Below are 23,378 nucleotides of genomic sequence, written 5' to 3'. Positions count from 1 at the left end.
AATATTATATCTGTTTTTATTGCCCGTAGCCCGGGTTTTGAACCAGATTAGGATTTGAGATTTTTTGTTGTGACGGGATGGGTAAAATTAAAGTATGATTGTCTGAAGCATCCTGTGTTTTTCCGGGTACACGGGGGCCTGTATAATACTTAATACCATCAGCAACCTCAAACCGGATCAGGTCATTGCGGCGCCAACCTTCCCAGGCCATTTCACGGCCACGTTCGGCCAATAGGTTTGGCAATGTTAAATTGCTTGCGCTCCAGGCTGGCACGCCAGATCTTGTTCTGATGGCATTAACTAAAGTAAGTGCATCTCCGGGTGAGCCTGCTCTTATTTCAGCCTCGGCCTTCATCAGGTAAGCATCAGCTAAACGAAAAATAACCCCATCGTTACTCATATCTGCACCAGAGCCGGTTTGCGGATAATATTTTATACTCCGGGCTCCTGCATATTTAAAACTATCTGCAGGGTTGCTTAACTGTAATACATATGGGCTTAAAACTACCCCAGGTATAGGATCACCGGTTGAGGTGTATTGCTGCCCTATCGCCCACATTTTTTTACGCGCGTCCTGATCAGTAAATGATTTGTAGAAGGCCGTAGGTGCGCACCAGCCATTATTTGGATTGCCCAGAAGGTTATAAGTTAATTTATTGTTATAATTAAGCGTATTCCATGCAATGGTCATCCCATGTATATAGGTGTTGTCAAAAGGCACTACAAATATATTTTCAACAGAAGCATCGTTAACTACGGCAAAATTATCTAACATAACAGGCTGCAAGCTGTATTTACCTGATTGAATAACCTTATCGGCAGCCGCAGCGGCCTTAGTCCATTGTGCGGTGCCGGTATATACTTGCGCGTTCAAATAAAGCTTAGCTAATACCATATAACCGCCCCATTGATTAATATGACCATAAATAGTAGCATCTGTTGACTGGCCATTAGTTGATAATAAAGGAACATTGGCGGTTAACTCGCTTTCAATAAACGCGTAAACATCGGCGCGCGGTGTTTGTTTAACTTTTGAAGGGTCAACATTGTAATCGGTTACCAGGGGTATATTACCAAACATGTCCATAAACATCAAAAGGTAATACGCCCTTAAAACTTTAACTTCGGCTATGGTAGCCGGAGGAATGTTCGACTGACCTGCAAGCAGGTTAAGCACGAAATTACATTTGGTGATCCCACCACTAAGGTCGCCCCAGGCCCCATTAATGGTGTTATCGTCAGGTCTGATGTTGTGTGTCCAGTATGATTGCCATTTACCGCTATCATACCAGTCATTTCCCCTGGTCGGAACGATCATTTCGTCGGTCGTAGTTTCATTCATGGTGAAAGTATTACCCGGACCGCCAAGAGCGGTCATCGCGTTATAGCTACCAGCTACAACTGCGGCAACCTGTGCTGGAGTTTTAGGAAAATTGTCATATGTAGCGTTACTATATACATTTTTATCCAGCTTAGTGCAAGCCTGCGTAAGTATACACATGCTCAATAGTGCGACTATATGCTTTATGTTGATTTTCTTTTTCATGTTTTTAATAATTTGTCAATTATAAACGCCTGTTACTTTAAAGAAAAATTAGCGCCAATTACAAAAGACCGTGTTTTTGGATATGGAACGTTATCAATATAGGATTGATTTTGAGGCGTAGCATTGCTCGGATCAGGGTTATATGAAATGGCATTGGAAATTTCAGGATCTAACCCACGGTATTTTGTGATAACAAACAGGTTATTGGTAGCCACGTAAACCCGCAATGAATTTATACCTTTAATTTTATTAAAGGTATAGCCTAATGCAGCATTGTCCATTCGTAAATATGACGCCCCTTCGAGCCATCTGTCTGATGCTGTAGGTGCGCTTTTTACACCGTTGGTAAGTGCTGCGCGTGTTGTATTATTACTTGGTAAACGGGTACTGGTTTCATATTGTAAAAAAGTATTGTTAAATGCTTTTTGCCCATAAACACCTCTCAGGAAAAAGTTAAAGCTCCAGTTATGGTAATTAAATGAATTTGTTATGCCGTAATTGAATTTAGGAGAGGGATCAATATAATGGCTTGGCGGAATACCTCCAGGGTATTTGTCAACAGTTTGCCCATCAAATTGCTCTTGTCCGTTTGCGTCAACACCTGTGTAATGAGGCAGGTAAAATACAAATGGCGCATAACCGGGTTTCAGATAAGTAATAGGAGTAGCAGATAAGCCACGTCCTAAAGCATTACCCAATGGTATCTGATCTACCGCCAGATTGAAGCCATTATATGTTCCAGCTAAATTGGTGATCCTGGTTTTTACAAAAGTGATGTTTCCGGATACGGTCCAGTTAAAGCTTTTTCCGATTATTGGCTGTCCGGTTAAACCAATATCCACACCCTTGTTGCTTAAGCTGCCCACATTGGCCAGTATCGTATTAAACAAGAAAGGAGGTGTTGGTACGCGATAAAGATAAAGCAGGTCCTTAGTTTTATCATTATAAAAATCAACATCTCCAGATAGTCTGTTATTAAATAATGAAAAATTAATACCAACGTTTGTGCCCTGCCGTCTTTCCCATTTCAAATCAGGGTTGGGGTTTTGAGACGGTTGGTATGAAGGCTTATAAGGAAAAGAATTATCTGATGGATTATAATACGTGTTACCGGTACCATACAAGCCTATAGCGCTGTATGGGGTAATGGCATCGGCATTACCTGTAACACCAAAACCAGCCCGTATTTTCAGGTCATCTATCCATTCCACATTTTTTACCAGGTCTCTTTTCAGGCGGTAAGCAACATCCATTGCAGGAAAATAGCCCCACTCATGATTTGGCCCGAATTTGCTTGACCCGTCACGACGAATAGAAGCGGTGGCATAAAAACGTGAATCGTAATTATACTGCGCCCTGGCCAAAAACGAAATTAACTTATATTCTGTTTTGTTTGATGTGATAGCTGATTTTTGAGGATTACCGCCACCCAGGTTATCGGTCTGGTTTTCGGGAACAAGATAGTTCTCTCCGTAAGCAGTAAAGTTATTGGTAAAATAATCATTATACTCATAAACAGCTGTTGCAGATACGGAGTGTTTGCCAAAGGTTTTATCATAGTTAATATGGATATTACCTTTATAGGAATTGGCATCGTAACTGGATGATTTAGCGTTATTAACCGTGCCTTCTGTAGGGAAAGACGGATTAAATAAATTATTCTGTGTATGATCCGGATTGGTAGATCCGGTTACGCCTATCTTTAAGCTGGGGATGATACTATAATCGGCCGAGGCGTATAGTATAGCCAGGTTCTCATAGGAGTTATTTAAGGTTTTTACCGCATGCTGAACAGGGTTATGTCCGTTGTACTCTAAAGAATAAGAATAATACGAGCCATCGGCGTTATAAACCGGATAAGTTGGCGGCGTATTGAAGATCCAATCATAATTTACGTTATTAAAATTCTGCTTTATTCTGGAATAGGTAATCCCCATGTTAATATCCAATTTATTATTCAGCGCTTTTTGCTCAGCACTGAAACGCAGGCCTAACATATTTTTATCATTGTTAAGTGCCACACCCTGCTGGTTCAGATATGATACAGAGCCCCGGTAAGTAAAGCCATTGGCACCACCGGATATAGCTACAGCATGGCTCTGGGTATAAGCGGTGCGCGATACGGCTTTTTGCCAGTCGGTGTTACCACCTTTATCATAAGTGCTAACCGTTACATTTGGCAATGCCGATATCGCGCTTAAATATTCAGATCTGTTTAGCAGGTCATAATATTTACTTTGTTTATCGATGCCTGTATAGCCATCATAGCTAATGGAAACGCCGCCTTCACGGCCTTTCTTGGTAGTAACTAATAAAACCCCGTTTGCACCGCGGGCACCATAGATAGATGCTGCAGAGGCATCTTTTAAAACATCTACAGACGCTATATCACCCGGAGGAATGTTTCGAAGCTGATTAGGGTCGTCAAGTAAAACCCCATCAAGAACAACCAAAGGGTTCTGGTTGCCGGTAATAGAGGTTTGCCCTCGCAAACGTACAGTAGGCGTACTCGTTGGATCGCTGCCCGCATTGGTTATAACAAGTCCGGGCACCTTACCCTGTAATTGTGTTAGGGGGTTGGTAGCTTCGCCCTGGTTAAAATCCTTAGCACTAATACTTGATATAGCTCCCGTCACATCCTTCCTGCGCTGCGACCCATAACCCACGCTCACAATCTGCACTTCGCTTAAGGCGGTTGCACTGCCTACCAACGCAATGTTTATGCTTGTTTTACCGGTAATGTCAACTTCCTGTTTAGCGTAGCCAATAAATGATACCACCAATGTATTGTTTGTAGCCGGTAATGAGAGTTTAAAACTACCATCGGGGCCTGTATTGGTACCAATGGTTGAACCTTTGGCTACGATGGATACGCCAGGCATCGGCGAACCATCATGAGAGTCTGTAACCTTGCCGGTTATCACCTTATTTTGTGCCAATGCAGGCACAGCAAAGAAGCAAAAAATGGCAAGACAGCTTACTTTAAGTAAATTTTTTAGCTGCATAAATTTAGATTTAGTGTTTAATTGGTTTGTTATAAATGTAAACTATTAATTTATCAAAATAAAATAACTGTAAATGTTATTTTGTACTAATAAATATTAAGTAACTGGCAATTAATTTATTGCGAGAGCTACAGTTTCATTATTACGGAGGGCTGCATGTTTTAGTAGGTTTAATATTCATATTCAGGTTTGTTTTCAAATCAAAAATTGCATCAATACACCATGCCAATAACCGGCAAAAGCATTTAGTCCATTTACTGCAAGAGATGTGCTCTTTTGCAAGGCTGGTGGTAAACCACCTCATGAAAATTTAATTTATTATGGTTTATATTTATTAGCTGGATGGATCATTTATCATGAAAATATTTAAATTATTTTACATGGTATAAGATCACCTCATACAAAGTAATATGCAGATGGGGGCATTACCTATTTTTTTTGTTAAAATATAAAAATATATGGCTTTTCTTAAAATCAAATAATTGATAATGAGAATCTTAAAAAAACAAGCCTTTTAAAAAGTATAAATAAAATTTAAGCAGTTTTAAGCAGTTTTTAAGTGCATTTTATACCTAAATCAGTTATTTACCGACTATGTTTTGCTTAATACCTCTACTGCTTTTATAGCCATTATTTTTTGATCGAACTGATCACCTGGAAGTATGGATTTTGCCTTAATACGCATTCTATACACGTATATGGTATTTACAGAATATTCCAAAATATTGGCAATGGTTTCATTATCGCTTATCCCCATGCGTATCAGCGCAAATATCCTGAGGTCGGTATTCAAGACTTCATGATCACGGGGCCATATCTGGTCTTCCTGTTTAAAAAGGGAGTTAAAAACAGTAATAAAGTTGGGGAATATTTTTAAAAAAATATGATCGAAAGTATAGAATAATAATTCGCGCTCTTTTTTAATATTTATTTCATTAACAGCCAGCTGTATATCGTCATATTTTCTGGACAGCAGCTTTCTGTCAATATTTCTTTTCAATTTTTCGAGCTTGAGGATATAGCCCGATATCACATTGAAAAAATAGCCAATGTACTCTTCTTTGATGTGCGTATCCTCAATCAGCTTATCGTTGATGCTTTCCAGCTGCTGATTTTTTTCTTCGATGATCTTTTCTTTTGCTTTTAGGCGCTTGAGCTGGTTAAATATGATAAAGGCTACCATGAGCACCAAAAGCGAAACCGCGGTAATAGATAAGAGATATACCAGGAACTTGTTTTTTTCCTTTTCCATCAAAACCAGCTTTTGGGCGGCTACCACAGGTAATACCGCGCCTATCTTTATTTTGCGGAGCCGGGCTCCATAATATTCCGCATCGTTCATGGCCTGGTCAACAAAGGTGTAGCCATCTATAATATTACCGGTACGGTACAGCAAGTTGCCCAATTCAAAACTGGCTACGGTTTCTTTTGTTGATGACCGGATGTCATTGATAACACCGATAATCAGCAAATTGGTGCGTTCTTCTATTTGCGAAGGATCACGGTAAAAATTACTTAAAGCGGTAGCTATCATAGCTATCTGATGTGTGGTTAATGGGGCATGGTAAAGCAAACGGCTATAATATACCGATGGCCTTTTTGTATCACCTAACCTTACCTGCTTATCGCCCTGATTCCTTAACCATTCATAGGAGTTGGGTTTACAAAGCGCTATGGTTGAATCGAGGTATTTGAGGGACAGAGAGTTATTATACTGGCTATAAAACGCGTTATCGTCATAATCTGCGATGTCTGAGTGCGCCCTGGCTTTTAGCGAGTAATATTCAATTTTGCCTTCATTATTTAATAATTGAACGTTGATACCATTAAAACAATCAAAGGCTTCTTTAAACATCCCGGCCGAAAGCAAAATGAAACCCAGCTTCATCTTGCAATCATTTTGTTTCGAAGCATCTTTCAGCACTTCGCTGATATCCTGCATTTTATGAACATAAACAAAAGCCGAATCGAACTGATAAACCTTGAACGCTTCATATATTTTGTTGCATAGCCTGTACCTGGTGTTTTGATCAGTTAAAGGGGTAGCCGCTAACGCTGTTCTGAGATTTTGTATGTCGGCCTCTTTTTTATCGTCGTAAATTTTTTTCCTTGTAAGTTCCTGCTTTAATACGGTCAGCAGGCTATCTGTTTTCGATGATGCAAATGTGGTGATGGATCCAAAAAGTACAAGAAATAAAATTAGTATATAAACTCTCATAGTAAATCGATTAACTGATATGGCGTACTGCAATGGCTTAAATTTGTATTAAAAAAAACGGCGTTATCATTTAATTACACACCAAAAAAAAGGGTATTTGTTTAAAAACTGTTATAACTGTAATGATTTAATAAATTAAGCAGCACGCCGTTGGTCCACCCAAAACCATCCTGAAGCAGATACTCATCCTCCACCGGCCTTTGATCCTGTATCCACCACATTATATTTTTCCATGAGCTACGCTTAGGTATAGCATCAACAAATATCTTATTATCCGGGAATATATCGGTAAGCTGCACCGTCTCAAACAAACCCGGATATAATTGCCGGGGACTACGGTTTTGGGAATATGTTAATAAAAAACCAAATAACAGTACTAATGTTAAAAGCGCTTTTCTCATGCCTCAGTCAATATAAATGGAAATATGAAGGTAAATAAAAAGCGCAAAATATGTCAAGAGGGGTCAATAATTAACATTTTGGCATGTGATGAGTCAATTAACAACCCGGCTGTTTAAAAACAGGAGGCAATTACTGCAATTACGCTAAGGATCAAAATATTTAACTCTTACTGCACCTGTTCCGTTTTGTACAATTTATCGGTTTAGCGGCTCATTATTTTTGAAACAGATTATTTAACAGATCAATAAAAAATTAATTCAAAAAAAGATGAACCAGTTTTTAGGAGCGATGCCCATATGGGCTATATTTACGATGTGTTTTCATATTCAAAACCCGAAGATAGAAACGCAATCAAACTTAGTTGAGGCTAAAAAAGCTATAGCTGCAAGCAATCAGATCTATTTCCAGGCTTTTGTAAAAAACGATCCGGCCATTTTTATTAACCGGTATGCAGACGACTGCCTGATTATGCCGCCCAACATGGAGCCGCTGCACGGAGCTGCCGGAGCACGTCAATTTTTCAAAATGGCATATGAGCAGTTTGGCTTACGCGATGGTAAATTTATTACCACAGCCGTTTATGGCGACGGAAAGACATTTGTTACCGAAGAAGGATTATGGCAATCATTCGATGCAAAACACCGGCTTTTTGATAATGGAAAATTCCTGGTGCTTTGGAAAAAAACAGTAAAAGGATGGAAAATGTTCAGGGATTCTTTTAGCAGCAACCGCCCCAGGAAGTAATAAGAGAATTTATCAGTGCTAAACTTGCGCCCGGCTGTACCCATAGGAACCAGGAAGAATAGTATGTTTCCGATCAAACTCCTCTCTTGAGAGAGTAATAGCCCATGAAAAGACAGCTGTCCAAAAAAGGGTGTCATGCTGAGCTCGTCGAAGCATGGCGGGCAGGCCTCTGCGCTCGACCTTTCGACGGAGCTCAGGGTGACAGCCCTCCTTTTTCGCGTTTTTCTTTCATTATGCCTCTTCATGGGCTATTACTCTTGAGGGGGGGTCCGTTGAGTTGTGTAGTAACAGCGGGTGTGTTAATGAAGTAAATAACACACCCCTTCACCCCTCTCAAGAGGGGAATCGCGCAGCCTTCCGCTTTTTTCGATCTTCCCGGCACCTGTTGGTACAGCCACGCAAATTAGGCGGCTATTTTTTATGCCTGTACCTTATAGGCCCCAGGCTGATAGGTACCAACCTTTGCCGGAAACGCGATATTAAGCCGGTTATAACTATTGATAGTAATGATGGCCATAGTCAGGTCAATCAGTTCCTGCTCTGAGAAATGCTTGCTGGCCTGCTGATAGAGTTCATCAGACACTGAACCTTCGGCAACTTTGGTTAAGGCTTCGGCCCAGGCCAGCGCGGCACGTTCTCGTTCGGTATAAAAAGGGACTTCGCGCCAGGCGCTCAGCAGATATAAGCGCTGTTCGGTTTCGCCTTCTGCACGGAGGTCTTTGGAGTGCATATCTAAACAGAAAGCGCAACCGTTAATTTGTGATACGCGGAATTCAATTAAATGTAAAAGTGATTCCTCAACCGGCGATTTGGCCAGGTAAATAGCTAAACCATATATAGCTTTCATTGCGGCCTGGCCTTTTTGATGTACATTAAGTCGTTGTTCCATTTTCTTGATCTTTAATAATTATTGAAATATTTGATTTATATACCAATGATGAATGAGATCAGGAAAACTGGACATTATAGAATAAAAAAAGTTAAAAATTATTTTTTATGGCTACCCACGGAAAACATAAGGCGCAGAATCGACTCACCCCGATATCGCTATGCTTGTCACCCTTCTCTGCCCTTTGGGCAAAGAGGGGTCTTTAATTCTTTTTCTTAACCCTCTTTGCGGCGAAGCTGGGGAAAGGGTGGTCTAGTGAAGCGTAGACCGGACGAGTTAATTCTGCAAATGCCTTTTTGTAAAGTATTATATATTGAGCGGTATCTCGAAGAAAAATGTGGATCCCTTTTCCGGCTCGCTATTCAGCCAGAGCTTACCATGATGGCGACTGATGATCTCTTTGCTGATATACAAACCTATACCAAGCCCCGATATATGGGAGGCCAGTTCTTCTACCCGGTAAAAGCGCGAGAATATGCGCTCCTGGTGTTCTTTCTGAATCCCCATCCCATAGTCCTCCACTGATACCCTAACTTTGTCGGGCGTCACAGCAATGGCCACATTCACTAATTTTTCGTTGGGTGAATATTTTATGGCGTTGGAAAGCAGGTTTACAATAACCTGTTCAATCCGTTGTTTATCTGCCGAAATGATGATCTCCTGTTCTGGCTGCTGCAATATGATCTGGTGCGTTTTGGTTGAGTACTGGATCAGCTCAATAGTTTCCTGCACAATCTGTGTTATGTTAAAATTGCTGAAAGACAGGGGCAATTGCCCCGTTTCTATTTTTGAAACATCCAGCAAATCAGATATCAGTTCTGACAGTTTTTTAACCTGTAACAAGGCTTTCTGCAAAAAAGGTTTATTACGGTCTGTATCCGGAAGCGTACGGTTCAATATTTGTAAATAACCACTCAAACTGGTTACCGGTGTTTTTAACTCATGACTTGCCAAACCGATAAATTCTTCCTTTTTATCGTTAAGCTTTCTAATTTCCTCGTACAGTTTGGTGTTATCCAATGCAATAGCCGCCTGGGTTGCAACGCCCGATACCAGCTGTTCATGTTCCCTGGTAAACTTACCTGCTTCGGGATGCCCATAAAACAGACCGCCTATTACAGTACCCGACTTAGAGATTACAGGCACGGCCAGGTAACTCACTACCTGTAAGTGGCCTTCAGGCATTCCAAAGAAAGGACTATTATGCCCATACCTCGGATCTTTGGTTATATCATCGGCACGAACAATAGCTTCCCCGGTAAATGTAGGATGAAAGACGGCCGTGTTTCGGGGGATCCCGAACCGCTCAAAGGCTTCTCTTGGCGCGCCCGATAATGCAAACAACATATAGGATTCTCCGGCCTCGCTCTCATCATTATAAAAAAATGCGCCAAATGCCGCGCCGATCAGCCGGGTGGTAGCGTCGGTTACTTTTTGGAGGATCTCACTTACATCCATGCGCTCCGAAATAATTTTCCCCAACGCATTCAATACCTCCAGATTTTCCGCATAGCGTAATAACCTGGCCTCCGTTTCTTTCTGATGGGCATTATTACGAATGATCTTAGCCGCCCCGATAACCCGGCCTGTATTATCCCTGATAGGAGAAACCGATATAGAAACCGGGATCTCCAGGCCAGCTTTAGTTACCCGGAAAGTTACATAATGCTCCACCTTTTTGTTACTCCGGATCCTTTCCAGAATAAGGTCCTCTTCCTCCAAGCGGTCCTCGGGGATCAGCATGGTAATATGCTTCCCGATAACGTCCTTTTCGGTATAACCCAGCAAATGCTCTGCCGCCGGGTTCCAGCTGGTGATAACGCCCTCCAGTGTTTTACTGATGATGGCATCGTCTGACGACTCCACAATGGCCGTGAGCTTGGCACTTTTTTCTTCGGCCAGTTTGGCCTCGGTTTGGTCAACAATGGTACCTATAAATCGTTCGGGCTCCTGTAACTTATTAAAATAGACTTTCCCCTGTGCCCTTAGCCACCTTATCTCCGGCTTATCAAACCTGATGATGCGATAGGTCATATCATAGCTATGATCACCAAGCGGATCCATAGCTTTTTTCATAGCCTGCTCCAGGGCGTCCCTGTCGGCCGGGTAAATATGTTCGGTAAACAGTTCAAAATTTATTTCGGCTTCCGGCGGTAAGCCGTACAGATGCTTACATTCATCAGACCAGGTAAGTTCACCGGTCAGTGGTTTGTAATCCCATGTGCCTAAATTAGCAGAAGCAATGGCCATGCGTAACCTGGCCTCACTCTTTTCGAGTTCGGCCTCACGTTGCTGATACTGTGCAAGCTGTTGCTGTAAATAGGTAAGGTTTTCCATGGTATAGATACAAAACTAAGTTATTGAATTTTGATTTCTGCCAATAAAAACCATAAAAATTGATTATTTTATCATTATTTAATAAGCTATTTGCTTAATATGAAAAGACCGGAACAAATAACTTAATTAAAGGGAAACATTCCTGATCCCTTTTTATAAAAAAAACCGGCAGTAAAACTTTCACTGCCGGTTTTTGTCCATTAATAGTTAAGTAGCCATTATTTATAATCCGGATTTTGGACCAATACACCTCCGCTCTTGTCAATTTCTGTTTGAGGCAGCGGCCAGTGATAAAACTTATCTTCGAAGTGATAGTTGATAAGGGTGCTTTTTACCGCGTTAAGCACCGGGCCGGCAATGTGCCATCTTAACAGATCATAATGACGCAGGCCTTCAAAAGCAAGCTCAACGCGGCGTTCATGCCGTATCCTTTCGCGCATTTGATCTTTGGTGTAGCCTGCCGGATATGGCGGCATATTTACACGGGCACGCAGATCGGTCATCGCCTGGTAAACGGTGGCATCCGGACCAGCGATCTCGTTCTGGGCTTCGGCATACATCAGCATTACCTCGCCTAAACGTAATACTACGGCATCCTGCTGGCTCAGGGTCGAGAAACCATAAGGCATATTATTAGGCTCCAGGAATTTAATAGTACCGTAACCGGTAGGCCTTAAGTTGGATGGGTGATACACTTTGCCCGGACCAAAATTAACAGAATCGGCATATACGGTTTTCGCCAGCCTTGGGTCGCGGTTATTGAACTGGTTTTTGGTATCGGTTAACGGAGATGTGCCATAAGGCTGACCATCGGTACATTCAAACGCATCAACCATATTTTGCAGCGGAGCACAAGCGTCCCAGTCGCCATAGTACATATCCCAGGGTGTAGTATTGTTTGGCGCCAGGAAATTAATAGAGAAGATGATCTCCGTATTATTTTTTTGTGTGGCATCCCTAAAGATATCCTCAAAATTGGCGCTCAGTTTATACTGTCCCATCAGGTCCTTGCACAGATCCCTTACCTGGGTAAGTATAGCTGGATCTGGAGTACCGGTATTACCGAAAGCGGCAAATAACAACACCCTTGCTTTTAAGGCTTTTGCCGAAGATGCAGCCGCATGGCCGCCATTAGCGTAATAAGCCGCGGTGTTCAAATTGGCAATACTATAATCCAAATCGGCAGTGATCTGGGTCAGGATTTGCGAAGCCGGTACTTTAGGCTGTTTCTGGGTACTCAAATCAAGCGGCTGCAATACCAGTGGCACATCGCCATAAATGCTGTATAACTGGAAATAGTAAAAAGCGCGAATAAATCTGATTTCGCCTTCGTACACTTTTCTTTGCGCATCAGAGATATCACCTCCCTTGTAATTAGCCAGATTTTGGAGGAATAGATTTCCCCGCGCGATGCCAGTATAGCTGTCATTATAAATACTGGTTTCGTAACCGCCTGTAGTGGGATTAAAATTACCCTGAACAAAATCTTTAGAACTACCCGAGTTAAATTGATTATATCCATTATCCGTAAAACAATCCCTGAAGCCGATGCCAACGGCAAACTCCTCTGCCTGTAAAGAAGCGTAAACCGCTGCGAGAGCCTGGTCAAAATCAGCTTTTGTTTTGTAGAAGGTCGGGGTGGCTATCTGATCTGTAGGGTTTAGATCGAGCGCCTTTTTACATGCGCCTAAAAACAGCGATGTAATTAATATGATGGTTATTATAATTCGATTTTTCATGTAGGGCTAATTATAAAGTAACATTTAAACCAAAGGAGTATATTTTATTTTGCGGGTATTGTACCCCGTCGCCGCTGCCATAACGCTCAGGATCAAGACCCTTGAATTTGGTTATGGTGAATAAATTATCACCGGCAAAATAAACCCTCAACCTGTTAATACCTATCTTTTTGGTTACCTGTGCAGGAATGGTATAACCAAATACCAGGTTTTTAAGCCTTAAATAAGATGCATTCTGCAGGAAGAAAGTGGATGGGCGACTGATCTTATCCGGAGCACCTTGTCCAAAGTAAATTTGCGGCATAGTGGCCGATGGATGTTCGGATGTCCAGGCATTTAACCAATCTGTAGTTGGCGCAGCGCCCTGAACAAATGGAATGGTTCCCCAACCAGATACGTATGATTTAACGCCATATACACCCTGCATCATGGCCGACAAGTCAAAGCCTTTGAAACTGGCTGATAGATTAAAAGAGTAATTTAACTTTGGATATACACCCCCTATAACGGTTTTGTCATTCTGGTCAATTTTACCATCACCATTAACGTCTTTGTATTTCAGATCGCCGGGTACGGTTGAATCAGAAAATTGCTTAGGTGAACTGGCTACCTCAGCCGCTGATTGGAATATCCCGATCACCTGCAGCATATAAAATGAGTTCCAGGGCAGGCCATTTTGATTGATGGTATAACCGCCTATATCTGTTTCACCGTACTTTACGAGTTTATTACTGTTATGATCAAGATTAACGCCTACATTATACGCTAAGCCCCCTAATGCGCCATCACGTACTACATTGTTATAGGACAAACCCAATTCAATGCCCCTGTTATTAACAACACCATCATTAATAGTTGGTTGCCCCAAGCCCACAACGGCGGTAACCTGAGCTGCTCTTAAAATATCAGAGGTTGTTTTATTGTACCAATCGGCAGTAACCGTAAAGTTTTTAAACACCGCTATATCCAATCCCACATCTGTCATGGTAGTGGTTTCCCACTTAATTATTGGATTGTTTAAGTTTTGCTGTGCAACGCCATTTGTTAGTGTTGAATTATCAAACGAGTAATTATAGCCCTGATTTAATAAAGCCTGATATGGATAGTTTATGCCATATCCATTAATTACTATATTTTGGTTACCCAGCTTTCCCCATGATCCTCTTAGCTTAAGGTTATCCAGCCAGGTTAAATTCATCGCTTTTACAAAAGGCTCTTCGGTAACGCGCCAGCCTGCAGAAAACGAAGGGAATACCCCCCATTTGTTTGCCCCATCAAATTTAGAGCTACCATCATCACGAATATTGCCCTCCAACAGGTAACGGCCTTTGTAATCATAATTTAAACGACCAAAGTATGACATCAGCGCCCATTGATTGCTGGTACCACCAGCTTTTTGTATATCGGAACCACCCGCATTTAGTTCTCTCAGGTCCAGATCGGCGAAATTTTGACGGTAACCCTGAAGGTTTTGGTATTTACTTTGTTCAATACTGTAACCAAATTGCGCCTTAATATTATGCCCGTGAAAATCATGCGCATAATTCAGGTAACTATATAAGTTGGTATAAACGGTTTGTTCATCCTGCTCGGTTAAACCTTTACCCAGATCCAATGAAGTTCCAAATTGATTAGTCCTGAAATAGTATTCATCAAGGGTGGCTTTAAAATCCTTGTATTTATCCATATTAAAGTTCACCGCTCCCTTGGTATACCAGGAAAAATCTTTATTGAACTGCACTTCAACCCAGCCTTGCGCGTTTACCGCGTAATCATTGGTAACCCTGGTAAAGTTTTGGTTCAGTTCGGCTATCGGGTTCTTATTGTTATACTCAAAATCGTAGGCTTTAAAGGTGTAACGTCCACTGCCATCGGTTAGGTAAGGCCCATAAGTAGGCGCCTGCGACATGGCCGAAAGGAAAAGATCCATAGAAGAACCATCCCATTGGCTGGGTGACGAAGGAGTACCGGCCACAGCATCCCTTGTACCCGATTTTAATAATACGTTGGTGCCGAATTTAATATGATTGTTAACCTTAGAGGTTAAATTGATACGGGCACTATAACGTTTGTAATCAAAGCCGCGCTCAATACCATTCTGATTAACATAACCCAACGACACATTATAGGTGGTTTTATCATTACCACCGCTAAAAGTAAGGTTATGATTTTGAGTAGGCGCTGTTCTGAATATCAGGCTTAGCCAATCGGTATTAGGGTATTTCACCTTATCTGTACTGTTACGGTACAGATCGATCTGATCCTGTGGATAAAGGGAACCCGGATCTGTTGTACCGCTGTTGATACGGGCTTGATTAAACAACTCCATATACTGGGCAGAGTTGGTTACCAGTTTATACATATTGGTAGGGCTGTAAAAACCCACATTGCCATCATAACTTACCGACATTTGTCCGGCCTTACCTTGTTTGGTAGTGATGAGCACCACACCATTGGCGGCTCTTGATCCATATATAGATGCAGAAGCCGCGTCTTTCAGTACAGACACGTTGTCTATATCGGTTGGATTAAGGTCACTAAAGTTGCCAGGCACACCATCAATTAACACCAAAGGATCTGAACCGGCGCCGCTGAATGTTCCGTTACCGCGGATACGGATAGATACGCTTTCATTACCTGGTTCGCCGGAGCCGGTATTTACCGCTACACCGGGAGCCAGGCCCTCCAGCATAGAGGCCGGGTTAACAATCGGACGTTTATTCAGGTCATTACCATTTACTGTTGATACCGCCCCGGTCAGGTTCACTTTCTTTTGTGTACCGTAGCCTACCACTACAATTTCATTTAATGCCGATGGTTGCTCTTTAAGCATCACATCAATTTGGGTTTGGGTACCTACCGCGATCTCTCTTGACGCGAAACCTACAAAGCTGAAAACCAATACAGCACTGTTATTGCTTACCGATACTTTATAACGGCCATCAATGCTGGTTTGGGCGCCGGCATCGGTACCTTTTACCTTAACGGTTACACCCGGCAGTGGCACACCTTTATCGTCTGTTACCTGCCCGGTAATCACAATATCCTGGGCAGTATGGGCTTCAGCCTGTTTGGGAGTAACTACAATAGTATTGTTATTCACTACATAACTAAACGGCTGATTCTGGAAGCATTGTTTTAACACGTCGCTCAGGTCGGCGTTTTGCAGGTGCACGTTTACCGGTACCGCCTTTTTAAGCAGCCTGGCGTTATAAAACACACTGAAGCCGCTTTGCAGGTGAATTTCCTGCAGGGTTTCGGCCAGGGAGGCGTTATTTTTATCAAGGCTGATCTTTTGTGCAAATAACGTGGCTGCGCTTACTTGCAGTATAGAGACCAGGCACAAAAAAAACGACAATTTCATAATCAGAAATAATTTAGATCTAAGGCAGGGCCATTCCCTGCATCTTATTGCAGCAGATTTTTTATACATTTGAATGTTAGGTTAAATAATTGGTTATGAGAAATATGATCATTAATTGATACCTGACAGCTATTCAAAGCTTTATACCAGGGGCGCTGCGAACGCTCCTGGTTATAAACAGGTAAACTATAGGTAAGGAAAGTTACTTCATAATGATTACCCTCCTTCCCTCTATCTTATAGTGAATGGAGCGGGTAAGTACCATCACATCCAGCAACTCATTTATGCTTTTATATTTGGATACAGTACCGCCAAATTCATTGTTTTTCACTTCGTCATCGCGATATTCCACGTCAACATCATACCAGCGGCTTACTTGCTTCATTACTTCGGTAATATTCAGATCATGGAATATAAAGAGGCCGTTTTTCCAGGCCATTATTTGCTGAATATCGGCCGGGCTTACCTTGATGGTGGCGCCATTAACAGCATCACCCTGTTGGCCTGGCGCCAGCATTACCGCCGAACTGCCGCTGCTCATCCGCACCGAGCCTTCCAGCAGTGTAGTAGTTACCTTATTGTTATCTCCGTAAGCGTTTATATTAAAGTGGGTACCAAACACCTGCACTTTTGTGCCGTTAGCCTGTACAATAAATGGTTTAGCTTTGTTTTTGGCTACCTCGAAATAGGCCTCGCCGCTTAGTTCAACCTCGCGGGTAGCACCGGTAAAGGCTTGCGGAAACTTAATAGATGAAGCCGCGTTAAGCCAAACCCGTGTACCGTCTTCCAGTACAACCTGGTATTGCCCACCCCTGGGTGTAGTAATAGTATTAAATTCGGGCGTTGTAGCGGTGGCAGTATTGTTGTTTGAATTGGTGAAGTGATATACCAACATACCATTCCCGGTTTTACTTACGGTAACACCAGGCCTGGTTGCCAGCTTGCCGTTTTGGGCATCATCAAGCACAATGCGCGAGCCATTGGCTAAGGTTAAATATGCTTTGTTGCCGCCAGGTAATATGGGCGGCTGTACTTTATTTGTCAGCTTTACACTACCAGTTTCCTGATTTTTTTTACGCTGCATAAAAAACAGCCCCGCCAACAACACGGCCACAAAAACCGCGGCCACCTGCAGCCAACGGTATTTGGTAACCTTACGTGAGGGCAATTGAACTATTTTACGGTTATCGTTTAATCGCTGCCATATGCGTGTACGCACATCTTCTTCCTTCACCAGGTCATCATCCCAGCCCTCTTCGGCCAATGTCATTTCATCGCGGTATGTACCCAGCAACTTTTTTTCATCGGCTGTACATTGTCCGCTCATGTACTTTTCATACAAAGCAAGGAATTCTTCTTTGGTTATCATTAGGCTGTAATAGCAGGTTTATACTTTGTTAGTGTAAATTTTATATAGACACACACATCAATTTTTAATTTTTTTTTCGGTTAATCATTAATTGTCGAATTATTTGGCAGGCTTTTTCTAATTTTATCCAACCAGTTGTATGTACAATTCCCCGATTAATGACGCTGAGCTGTGGCTTGCCATCCGTAGTGATGACGAACAGGCTTTTGCCGTGCTTTTTGACAGGTACTGGTTACGGCTGTATAAAACGGCTCTGCGCTACCTGAAAGACCGCGAAGCCAGTGAAGAAGCTGTACATGATGTATTCCTGAATATTTGGAACCGAAGGCATGAACTCGAGATTGAATCATTTCCCAATTTTTTATTGACCGCTATCCGTTACCAGGTTTATAACCGGTTGCGGGCGGTAAAATCGCCGGTTGTTTTAAGTATTTCCGATGATGGGATCAGCGAGTTATTGGATCACAACAAAGGCGAAAGCCGGATCAGCGATCAGGAGTTGCTGTATGAATTAGGACAGTACCTGGAGCAATTACCCAAACGCTGCCAGGAGATTTTTCAGATGAGCCGTATCGATCATCTTTCCAACCAGGAAATAGCCGGTCGCCTGGGTATCTCTAAGCGAACGGTCGAAAACCAAATCACCATGGCGCTTAAACATCTGCGGGTTTGTTTTAAACATGTGTCGGTTATTATTTCCTTGTGGTATATTTTTAAAAAATAGGATTGTCGCATAACCAACTCACCCGGTCTGCGCTTCGCTGGTTTTTAATTTTTAACATATAAACTCTCAGTTCTCTTCAACAACCCTCTGCTCAAACATCAAAGTACCTACCAGTATCAACGAGCCGAAAATAAGCAGCCATTTATATCTAAGCATAGCCAATAAAAATTGGTTTCCGGAATTAAGATCTATCAGGGTTAAAATACCGTAAGCCATGCCCAAGCCTGCTATTATGCCAAACAAGGCCAGTAAATTAAAGCGAATATCGCTTCGTCTTTTCAGTTTTATTTGGAGCTGACGACTAACTTTTGAGACAAAATTAAAAGGCAAACCCTGTTCTGGTTCTGTATTTAATTTTTGAAATAAAGACTGATAGCTTTCCATCTGCTGTTTTTCTGAAGCAGATAACATATCGCCGGATGGCTTTAACTCACTATCCAGCAGTGCCTGGATCTGTTCATCGGTCAGCTTTTTCATGATTTAATTTTTAAGATCGTGTTCAATTTTTTCTTTCAATAATTTGCGGGCCCTGAAAAGGTGGCTTTTAACCGTTCCTTCGGGAATGCCGGTGATCTGTTCAATTTCGGGGCAGCTAAACTCGTTTAAATGGTATAAGGTTAAAACTGTGCGGTATTGCAGCGGCATTTGCGCTATCAGCAGGTTAACATAAGCCGCTGTGTCTTTTTTCACCAGTTCAGACTCAGGGCTATCTTCACTAAAATGATAATGATCTATATTTTCCGGATAATCAGCCTGCCGGGCTGCCTTGCTTTTTTTTACATGATCAACAGCAGTTAAATAGGCTATCCGTGCAATCCAGGTGGCTAACTTGGATTGGAAACGGAATTTAGGGAGGCTTTGATGTACTTTAATAAAAACTTCCTGGCAAATGTCCTCCTTATCCTGCAGGTGTTGCACCAGGCGATTCACTACAAAGAAAACCAGCTTCTCATATTGTTTAACCAATAATTCAAAAGCGTGGAAATCTCCCTTTAATATCCTGGAAACAACTTCCTTTTCATTAAACATATTATAGTAGTCTGTTTCGGCCAGCTAACGGTTGCAAAAATTAAAGAAAAATATTTGCAACCGTTCTGTTATTTTTAAAGACTACTGTATCAAATCATTTAAATTAAAACATCATGAAACAGTTAATGCCTTTTATCATTCTTATCATATTCTTTATCCTCATCGCCATATTCATACTTGCCCTGTATAACTACCGCTTAAAGAAACGCATTATTGATGCAGGCCCATTAGATGAGATCGGTCTTAAATTTTTACAGCAGCTTTCGGGCTTTGGCACCGAAGCCATGAAATGGGCTATCATCCTGTCAACTACAGGTTTGGGGCTCATCGTTATGCAGTTTATCCCTTACAGCGCCGAAGATTCACCGCTTCCGTACGGGGTAGAAATGTTATTTGTGGCTGCCGGGTTCTTCCTGTACTATCTTTTCATCCGCAATCATCGCGATAAGCATCCGCTTTAATTCAATCATCGGGTAGTTTACCCTAAAAAGCATTCCCGGTAAATACTGCAAATTTTAAAGGCTGTTAGTCTTTACGGGGATTGCTTTGTCCAAAAAATTCCAACCCCCAAATCTTAATCACCATGAAAACTAAACAACATACCTTTAGCATAATTTTACTGCTTGCTTTGCTGATCATGCAACCCGGTAGTATCCTTGCCCAAACCAACAGTGGTAAGTTGATATTAAAAGGAATCCTGTCTGATTCGACCACACACGATAAACTGGCTTTTGTAACGGTAAAAATAAACGATGACAAAGGCCAAACCATCAGGGCCGGTGTAACCCGTGAGGACGGCTCATTTGCTTTTTCAATGCTGGCACCCGCAACTTATCATGTGGTGATGGTAACTATAGGTTACGCGCCAAAAACATGCCTGCTTGATTTGCAAAAAGACACGGATATGGGTTCTATCGGTCTGAAACAGCAGTTTAACCGTTTAAAAGAGGTTGCTATAACCGGCACAAGGCCTATCATCAAACAAAAAGCGGATCGCATCATTTACGATCTGCAGGCCGATCCAGAAAGCAAATCCAACAATGTTTTGGGGATGATGCACAAGATACCGTACATTACGCTTGATGGCCAGGATAACATCCTGTTAAAAGGTAATTCCAGCTTTAAAATTCTTATAAACGGAAAGCCATCGCCCAGTATAGAAAACAATTTAAACGCCATACTGAAAAGCATGCCGGCATCAACTATTGAAAAAATAGAGGTGATTACCATTCCGCCATCTAAATACGACGGCGATGGCCTGGCAGGCATCATCAACATTATTACCGTAAAAAAAATAAATAACGGGTACAGCGGATCAGTAAATGTCAATGAAAGTTTCCCGGTTGGCGGTCCCGGAGCCGGGGGATCTTTCACTGCTAAAAGCGGCCGTTTTGTTATAGCTGCTTTTGGCGGCGCAAGTATCGCTAACAACCCTAAAACCACCTTTACTAATAGCAGGGAAACATTTGGCACAGCCTCAACCAACTTGCTGCAAACAGGAGATCGCCGGTCGAACAATAAAACAGCCTACTTTGGCACCGAAATGAGCTACGAAATCGATTCGCTTCACCTGCTCTCGGGGCAGTTTAACCTAAACGGCAGTCGTGCAAGCGCTCATATGACCCAGGTATCCGGCCTGAACGGCACCTCCGGGATAAACGAAGCTTATGATCTGCTGAATAATAATAAAGGAACAGGCTATGGCTGGGATGCCGCCCTAAATTACCAAATTGGTTTTAAAACGGTTAAAAACAGGTTACTGACCTTCTCTTATCAATATTCCGATAACTGGAATAACCGTAATGGGGACGTAACCATCACCAACCCGGTAAATTTTAACACCCCAGGCTATACCCAAAATGACCGCCAACAATTCAATGAGCATACCTTACAAGTTGATTTTGTAACCCCGGTTAAAAATGTGAACATTGAGGCTGGTGTAAAAGGCATCCTGCGTACCAGCAACAGCAATTTTGGCTACAATAGTTTTAACAGTGCTACAGGCCAGTTTGATGCGGATGCGGCATTATCTAACCAATACACTAACAACCAGGACGTGTTTAGCGCGTACAATGCTTACCAGGTTAATTTAAAAAGCTGGAACATCAGCGCCGGGATCCGGGTAGAAGAAACTGTGATCAGGGCTGATTTTATCAGTACAACAACAGTTGCCAAACAAAATTATTTTAATGTACTGCCATCCATCGCCGTAAGTAAAAATTTCAGTGATCAAACCGCGCTTAACTTTGGGTTTTCACAACGCATCCGCAGACCGGGTATCAACAGGCTTAACCCCTACATCGACCGCTCCAATCCTAATTTTGAATCGACCGGAAACCCCAACCTGCGCCCGGTACTGCTGAACGATGTGCAGGCAGGATATAGCAGCAATAAAAAACTCTCCCTAAACATAGGCCTGGACTATTCCTTTATGAACAACCTGGACTTGCAGGTAGCCGACTTTGACCCATCAACACAAATTACACGTACAAGTTATGCAAATACAGGCAAAGCAAGCAGCTTTGGCGGTAACCTGTCACTCTCCTACCCGGTTAGTAAGCTGTACAATATAAGCCTGAATGGCAACCTGATGTACCTGTGGCTGCAGGGAACCGCGGACAGGAGTATTGTACATAACGACCAGCTGATGTATTCCTTCTCCCTTTCAAATGGATTCCGTTTCAATAAAGGATGGGCAGTAAATGCCGATCTGAATGTAGTTAACCGCAACCCTACAGGCTTGCAAGGCTATTCGAACGGATTTGTTGGTACTGCTTTCAGTGTAAATAAAGAGCTGATCAAAAATAAACTGGGCTTTGCTGTGCGTGTGAATAACCCATTCACCGGCTACAGGAATAATATTAACCGTACCTTCGGACCCGATTTTAACCAGTTGTACACCTCCCGTGATTATTACCGCTCGTTCGGCATCAGCCTTAATTATAAATTTGGCGGGCTTAATGATGGTGTTAATAAGAGCCGGAAATCTATCGAAAATAATGATGTGGCCAATTAGTATAGATTCCCTAACCCTCAATGGATCATTCCTTTTTCCCAGGTAAAAATTGTGACACATCTCACACAGTTTTCAGACTGCGGTATGATAGATTTGTTTTAAGATACACCAATCAAAAATCGTTTACGACACATCACGATATTAAAAACATGAAAGACATAATTAACGTAACCTATCTGGGCGGCCCAACCATCATCCTGGAAATAGGAGGACTAAGATTAATGACCGACCCAACGCTTGACCCCGCAGGTGAAACATTTATGATAGGTGATAAACCAGGCTACTGGAAAACTGCGGGACCAGCCACCACGGATGTCGGGCATATTGATGCCGTTTTACTCAGCCATGATCAACATGGCGATAACCTTGATCATACCGGCCGCCGGTTGTTGGAGGCTGTTGGCAAAACATTCACAACGCCCATTGGTGCGGAGCGCCTGGGACTTAATGCCACCGGTTTATCGCCATGGGAAACCGTCCGCTTAAATGACCGGGTTACCATAACCAGTACACCGGCAAGGCACGGGCCCGCCGGCAGCGAGAAACTGACTGGAGATGTGACCGGGTTTATTGTAGAAAGTGCAGGACTGCAGATCTATATCACCGGCGATACCGTTTTTTACGAAGGGATCAGGGAAATAGCCTCCAGATACAATCCGCAATATGTTTTTATTTTTGCAGGCGCCGCTAAACCCCGTGGGCCGTTCAACGTAACCATGGGAAGCAATGATGCTATTGATACTGCCTTCGCTTTTCCGAACGCCACCATTATCCCGGTGCATTTTGAAGGATGGTCGCATTACACTGAGGGCGGAGAGATCCTTCAGCAATCGTTTGCCGCCCTGGGAATTGCCGATAGACTACGGATTTTAACACCCGGTGAAAAAGCGAACCTGGTGTAACCGATCCCACCCCAACCTGCTAACGATTCGTATTGCGCTAAGCATATATACCCGACAAGCCCGGACAACAGAAAAAAATATTTGTCTATACAAC

The 23,378-nt window shown here is 42.4% G+C and carries 16 protein-coding genes; 5 read left to right on the top strand and 11 right to left on the bottom strand.

Annotated features, from left to right (window positions below; genetic code table 11):
- Positions 1-16 precede the first annotated feature (16 nt).
- From AB6735_RS23335 to AB6735_RS23320, 4 genes are all read right to left on the bottom strand, one after another.
- The gene (locus AB6735_RS23335) at positions 17-1,546 is read right to left on the bottom strand and encodes a RagB/SusD family nutrient uptake outer membrane protein (protein WP_370998512.1); all 1,530 of its coding nucleotides are present in this window, start codon (positions 1,544-1,546) and stop codon (positions 17-19) included.
- Between the two features lie 32 nt (positions 1,547-1,578).
- Positions 1,579-4,551 (bottom strand): SusC/RagA family TonB-linked outer membrane protein, encoded by a 2,973-nt coding sequence (locus tag AB6735_RS23330; RefSeq protein WP_370998511.1) that lies wholly within the window; start codon positions 4,549-4,551, stop codon positions 1,579-1,581.
- A 592-nt stretch (positions 4,552-5,143) separates the two neighbouring features.
- Positions 5,144-6,769 (bottom strand): DUF6377 domain-containing protein, encoded by a 1,626-nt coding sequence (locus AB6735_RS23325; protein WP_370998510.1) that lies wholly within the window; start codon positions 6,767-6,769, stop codon positions 5,144-5,146.
- Positions 6,770-6,870: 101 nt separating this feature from the next.
- The gene (locus tag AB6735_RS23320; protein WP_370998509.1) at positions 6,871-7,170 is read right to left on the bottom strand and encodes a trehalase family glycosidase; all 300 of its coding nucleotides are present in this window, start codon (positions 7,168-7,170) and stop codon (positions 6,871-6,873) included.
- Positions 7,171-7,438: 268 nt separating this feature from the next.
- On the opposite strand from AB6735_RS23320, the gene AB6735_RS23315 reads away from it, so the two are divergent.
- Positions 7,439-7,915 (top strand): DUF4440 domain-containing protein, encoded by a 477-nt coding sequence (locus tag AB6735_RS23315; protein ID WP_370998508.1) that lies wholly within the window; start codon positions 7,439-7,441, stop codon positions 7,913-7,915.
- Between the two features lie 418 nt (positions 7,916-8,333).
- On the opposite strand, the gene AB6735_RS23310 is transcribed toward AB6735_RS23315, so the two are convergent.
- The 5 genes from AB6735_RS23310 to AB6735_RS23290 all read right to left on the bottom strand — a co-directional run bounded on the left by AB6735_RS23310 (position 8,334) and on the right by AB6735_RS23290 (position 17,613).
- Entirely contained in the window at positions 8,334-8,804 is a 471-nt protein-coding gene (locus tag AB6735_RS23310) for a carboxymuconolactone decarboxylase family protein (protein ID WP_370998507.1), read from the bottom strand.
- A 306-nt stretch (positions 8,805-9,110) separates the two neighbouring features.
- Positions 9,111-11,141 (bottom strand): PAS domain S-box protein, encoded by a 2,031-nt coding sequence (locus tag AB6735_RS23305; protein WP_370998506.1) that lies wholly within the window; start codon positions 11,139-11,141, stop codon positions 9,111-9,113.
- Positions 11,142-11,359: 218 nt separating this feature from the next.
- Positions 11,360-12,880 carry a RagB/SusD family nutrient uptake outer membrane protein gene (locus tag AB6735_RS23300; RefSeq protein ID WP_370998505.1) on the bottom strand — a complete coding sequence of 507 codons (1,521 nt, stop codon included), beginning with the start codon at positions 12,878-12,880 and terminating at the stop codon, positions 11,360-11,362.
- A 10-nt stretch (positions 12,881-12,890) separates the two neighbouring features.
- Positions 12,891-16,244: a TonB-dependent receptor gene (locus tag AB6735_RS23295; RefSeq protein WP_370998504.1), complete on the bottom strand. Its 3,354-nt coding sequence runs from the start codon at positions 16,242-16,244 to the stop codon at positions 12,891-12,893.
- A 202-nt stretch (positions 16,245-16,446) separates the two neighbouring features.
- Entirely contained in the window at positions 16,447-17,613 is a 1,167-nt protein-coding gene (locus tag AB6735_RS23290) for a FecR domain-containing protein (RefSeq protein WP_370998502.1), read from the bottom strand.
- A 139-nt stretch (positions 17,614-17,752) separates the two neighbouring features.
- Here AB6735_RS23290 and AB6735_RS23285 point away from each other — a divergent pair, with 139 nt between their 5' ends.
- The gene (locus tag AB6735_RS23285; RefSeq protein ID WP_370998501.1) at positions 17,753-18,337 is read left to right on the top strand and encodes an RNA polymerase sigma factor; all 585 of its coding nucleotides are present in this window, start codon (positions 17,753-17,755) and stop codon (positions 18,335-18,337) included.
- Positions 18,338-18,403: 66 nt separating this feature from the next.
- Here the strand turns inward: AB6735_RS23285 and AB6735_RS23280 are convergent, their stop codons facing one another.
- Together AB6735_RS23280 and AB6735_RS23275 are read right to left on the bottom strand one after the other, a co-directional pair.
- Complete coding sequence (locus tag AB6735_RS23280) at positions 18,404-18,814, bottom strand: hypothetical protein (protein ID WP_370998500.1); 411 nt, start codon at positions 18,812-18,814, stop codon at positions 18,404-18,406.
- 3 nt (positions 18,815-18,817) lie between these two features.
- Positions 18,818-19,366, bottom strand: coding sequence for an RNA polymerase sigma factor (locus AB6735_RS23275; protein WP_370998498.1), 549 nt, complete (start codon positions 19,364-19,366; stop codon positions 18,818-18,820).
- Between the two features lie 113 nt (positions 19,367-19,479).
- On the opposite strand from AB6735_RS23275, the gene AB6735_RS23270 reads away from it, so the two are divergent.
- The 3 genes from AB6735_RS23270 (at position 19,480) to AB6735_RS23260 (ending at position 23,284) form a co-directional block, all read left to right on the top strand.
- Positions 19,480-19,827, top strand: coding sequence for a hypothetical protein (locus tag AB6735_RS23270; protein WP_370998497.1), 348 nt, complete (start codon positions 19,480-19,482; stop codon positions 19,825-19,827).
- 122 nt (positions 19,828-19,949) lie between these two features.
- A complete protein-coding gene (locus AB6735_RS23265) occupies positions 19,950-22,382 on the top strand; it encodes a TonB-dependent receptor domain-containing protein (RefSeq protein WP_370998496.1) in 2,433 nt (810 codons plus the stop codon).
- Between the two features lie 149 nt (positions 22,383-22,531).
- Positions 22,532-23,284, top strand: a complete 753-nt coding sequence (locus tag AB6735_RS23260) for an MBL fold metallo-hydrolase (protein ID WP_370998495.1) — start codon at positions 22,532-22,534, stop codon at positions 23,282-23,284.
- Positions 23,285-23,378 lie beyond the last annotated feature (94 nt).

The sequence above is a fragment of the Mucilaginibacter sp. RCC_168 genome (assembly GCF_041355315.1).
Taxonomy (GTDB): Bacteria; Bacteroidota; Bacteroidia; order Sphingobacteriales; family Sphingobacteriaceae; genus Mucilaginibacter.
Note: the sequence above shows the minus strand (reverse complement) of the source record. Positions and strands in the feature narration are given on the sequence as shown.

Bases quoted from the DNA above. Each gene is read 5' to 3' on its own strand.
- AB6735_RS23280 (WP_370998500.1), bottom strand. From the start codon at position 18,814: ATGAAAAAGCTGACCGATGAACAGATCCAGGCACTGCTGGATAGTGAG.
- AB6735_RS23310 (WP_370998507.1), bottom strand. From the start codon at position 8,804: ATGGAACAACGACTTAATGTACATCAAAAAGGCCAGGCCGCAATGAAA.
- AB6735_RS23265 (WP_370998496.1), top strand. From the start codon at position 19,950: ATGAAAACTAAACAACATACCTTTAGCATAATTTTACTGCTTGCTTTG.
- AB6735_RS23315 (WP_370998508.1), top strand. From the start codon at position 7,439: ATGAACCAGTTTTTAGGAGCGATGCCCATATGGGCTATATTTACGATG.
- AB6735_RS23320 (WP_370998509.1), bottom strand. From the start codon at position 7,170: ATGAGAAAAGCGCTTTTAACATTAGTACTGTTATTTGGTTTTTTATTA.
- AB6735_RS23305 (WP_370998506.1), bottom strand. From the start codon at position 11,141: ATGGAAAACCTTACCTATTTACAGCAACAGCTTGCACAGTATCAGCAA.
- AB6735_RS23285 (WP_370998501.1), top strand. From the start codon at position 17,753: ATGTACAATTCCCCGATTAATGACGCTGAGCTGTGGCTTGCCATCCGT.
- AB6735_RS23325 (WP_370998510.1), bottom strand. From the start codon at position 6,769: ATGAGAGTTTATATACTAATTTTATTTCTTGTACTTTTTGGATCCATC.
- AB6735_RS23300 (WP_370998505.1), bottom strand. From the start codon at position 12,880: ATGAAAAATCGAATTATAATAACCATCATATTAATTACATCGCTGTTT.
- AB6735_RS23290 (WP_370998502.1), bottom strand. From the start codon at position 17,613: ATGATAACCAAAGAAGAATTCCTTGCTTTGTATGAAAAGTACATGAGC.
- AB6735_RS23330 (WP_370998511.1), bottom strand. From the start codon at position 4,551: ATGCAGCTAAAAAATTTACTTAAAGTAAGCTGTCTTGCCATTTTTTGC.
- AB6735_RS23295 (WP_370998504.1), bottom strand. From the start codon at position 16,244: ATGAAATTGTCGTTTTTTTTGTGCCTGGTCTCTATACTGCAAGTAAGC.
- AB6735_RS23260 (WP_370998495.1), top strand. From the start codon at position 22,532: ATGAAAGACATAATTAACGTAACCTATCTGGGCGGCCCAACCATCATC.
- AB6735_RS23275 (WP_370998498.1), bottom strand. From the start codon at position 19,366: ATGTTTAATGAAAAGGAAGTTGTTTCCAGGATATTAAAGGGAGATTTC.
- AB6735_RS23270 (WP_370998497.1), top strand. From the start codon at position 19,480: ATGAAACAGTTAATGCCTTTTATCATTCTTATCATATTCTTTATCCTC.
- AB6735_RS23335 (WP_370998512.1), bottom strand. From the start codon at position 1,546: ATGAAAAAGAAAATCAACATAAAGCATATAGTCGCACTATTGAGCATG.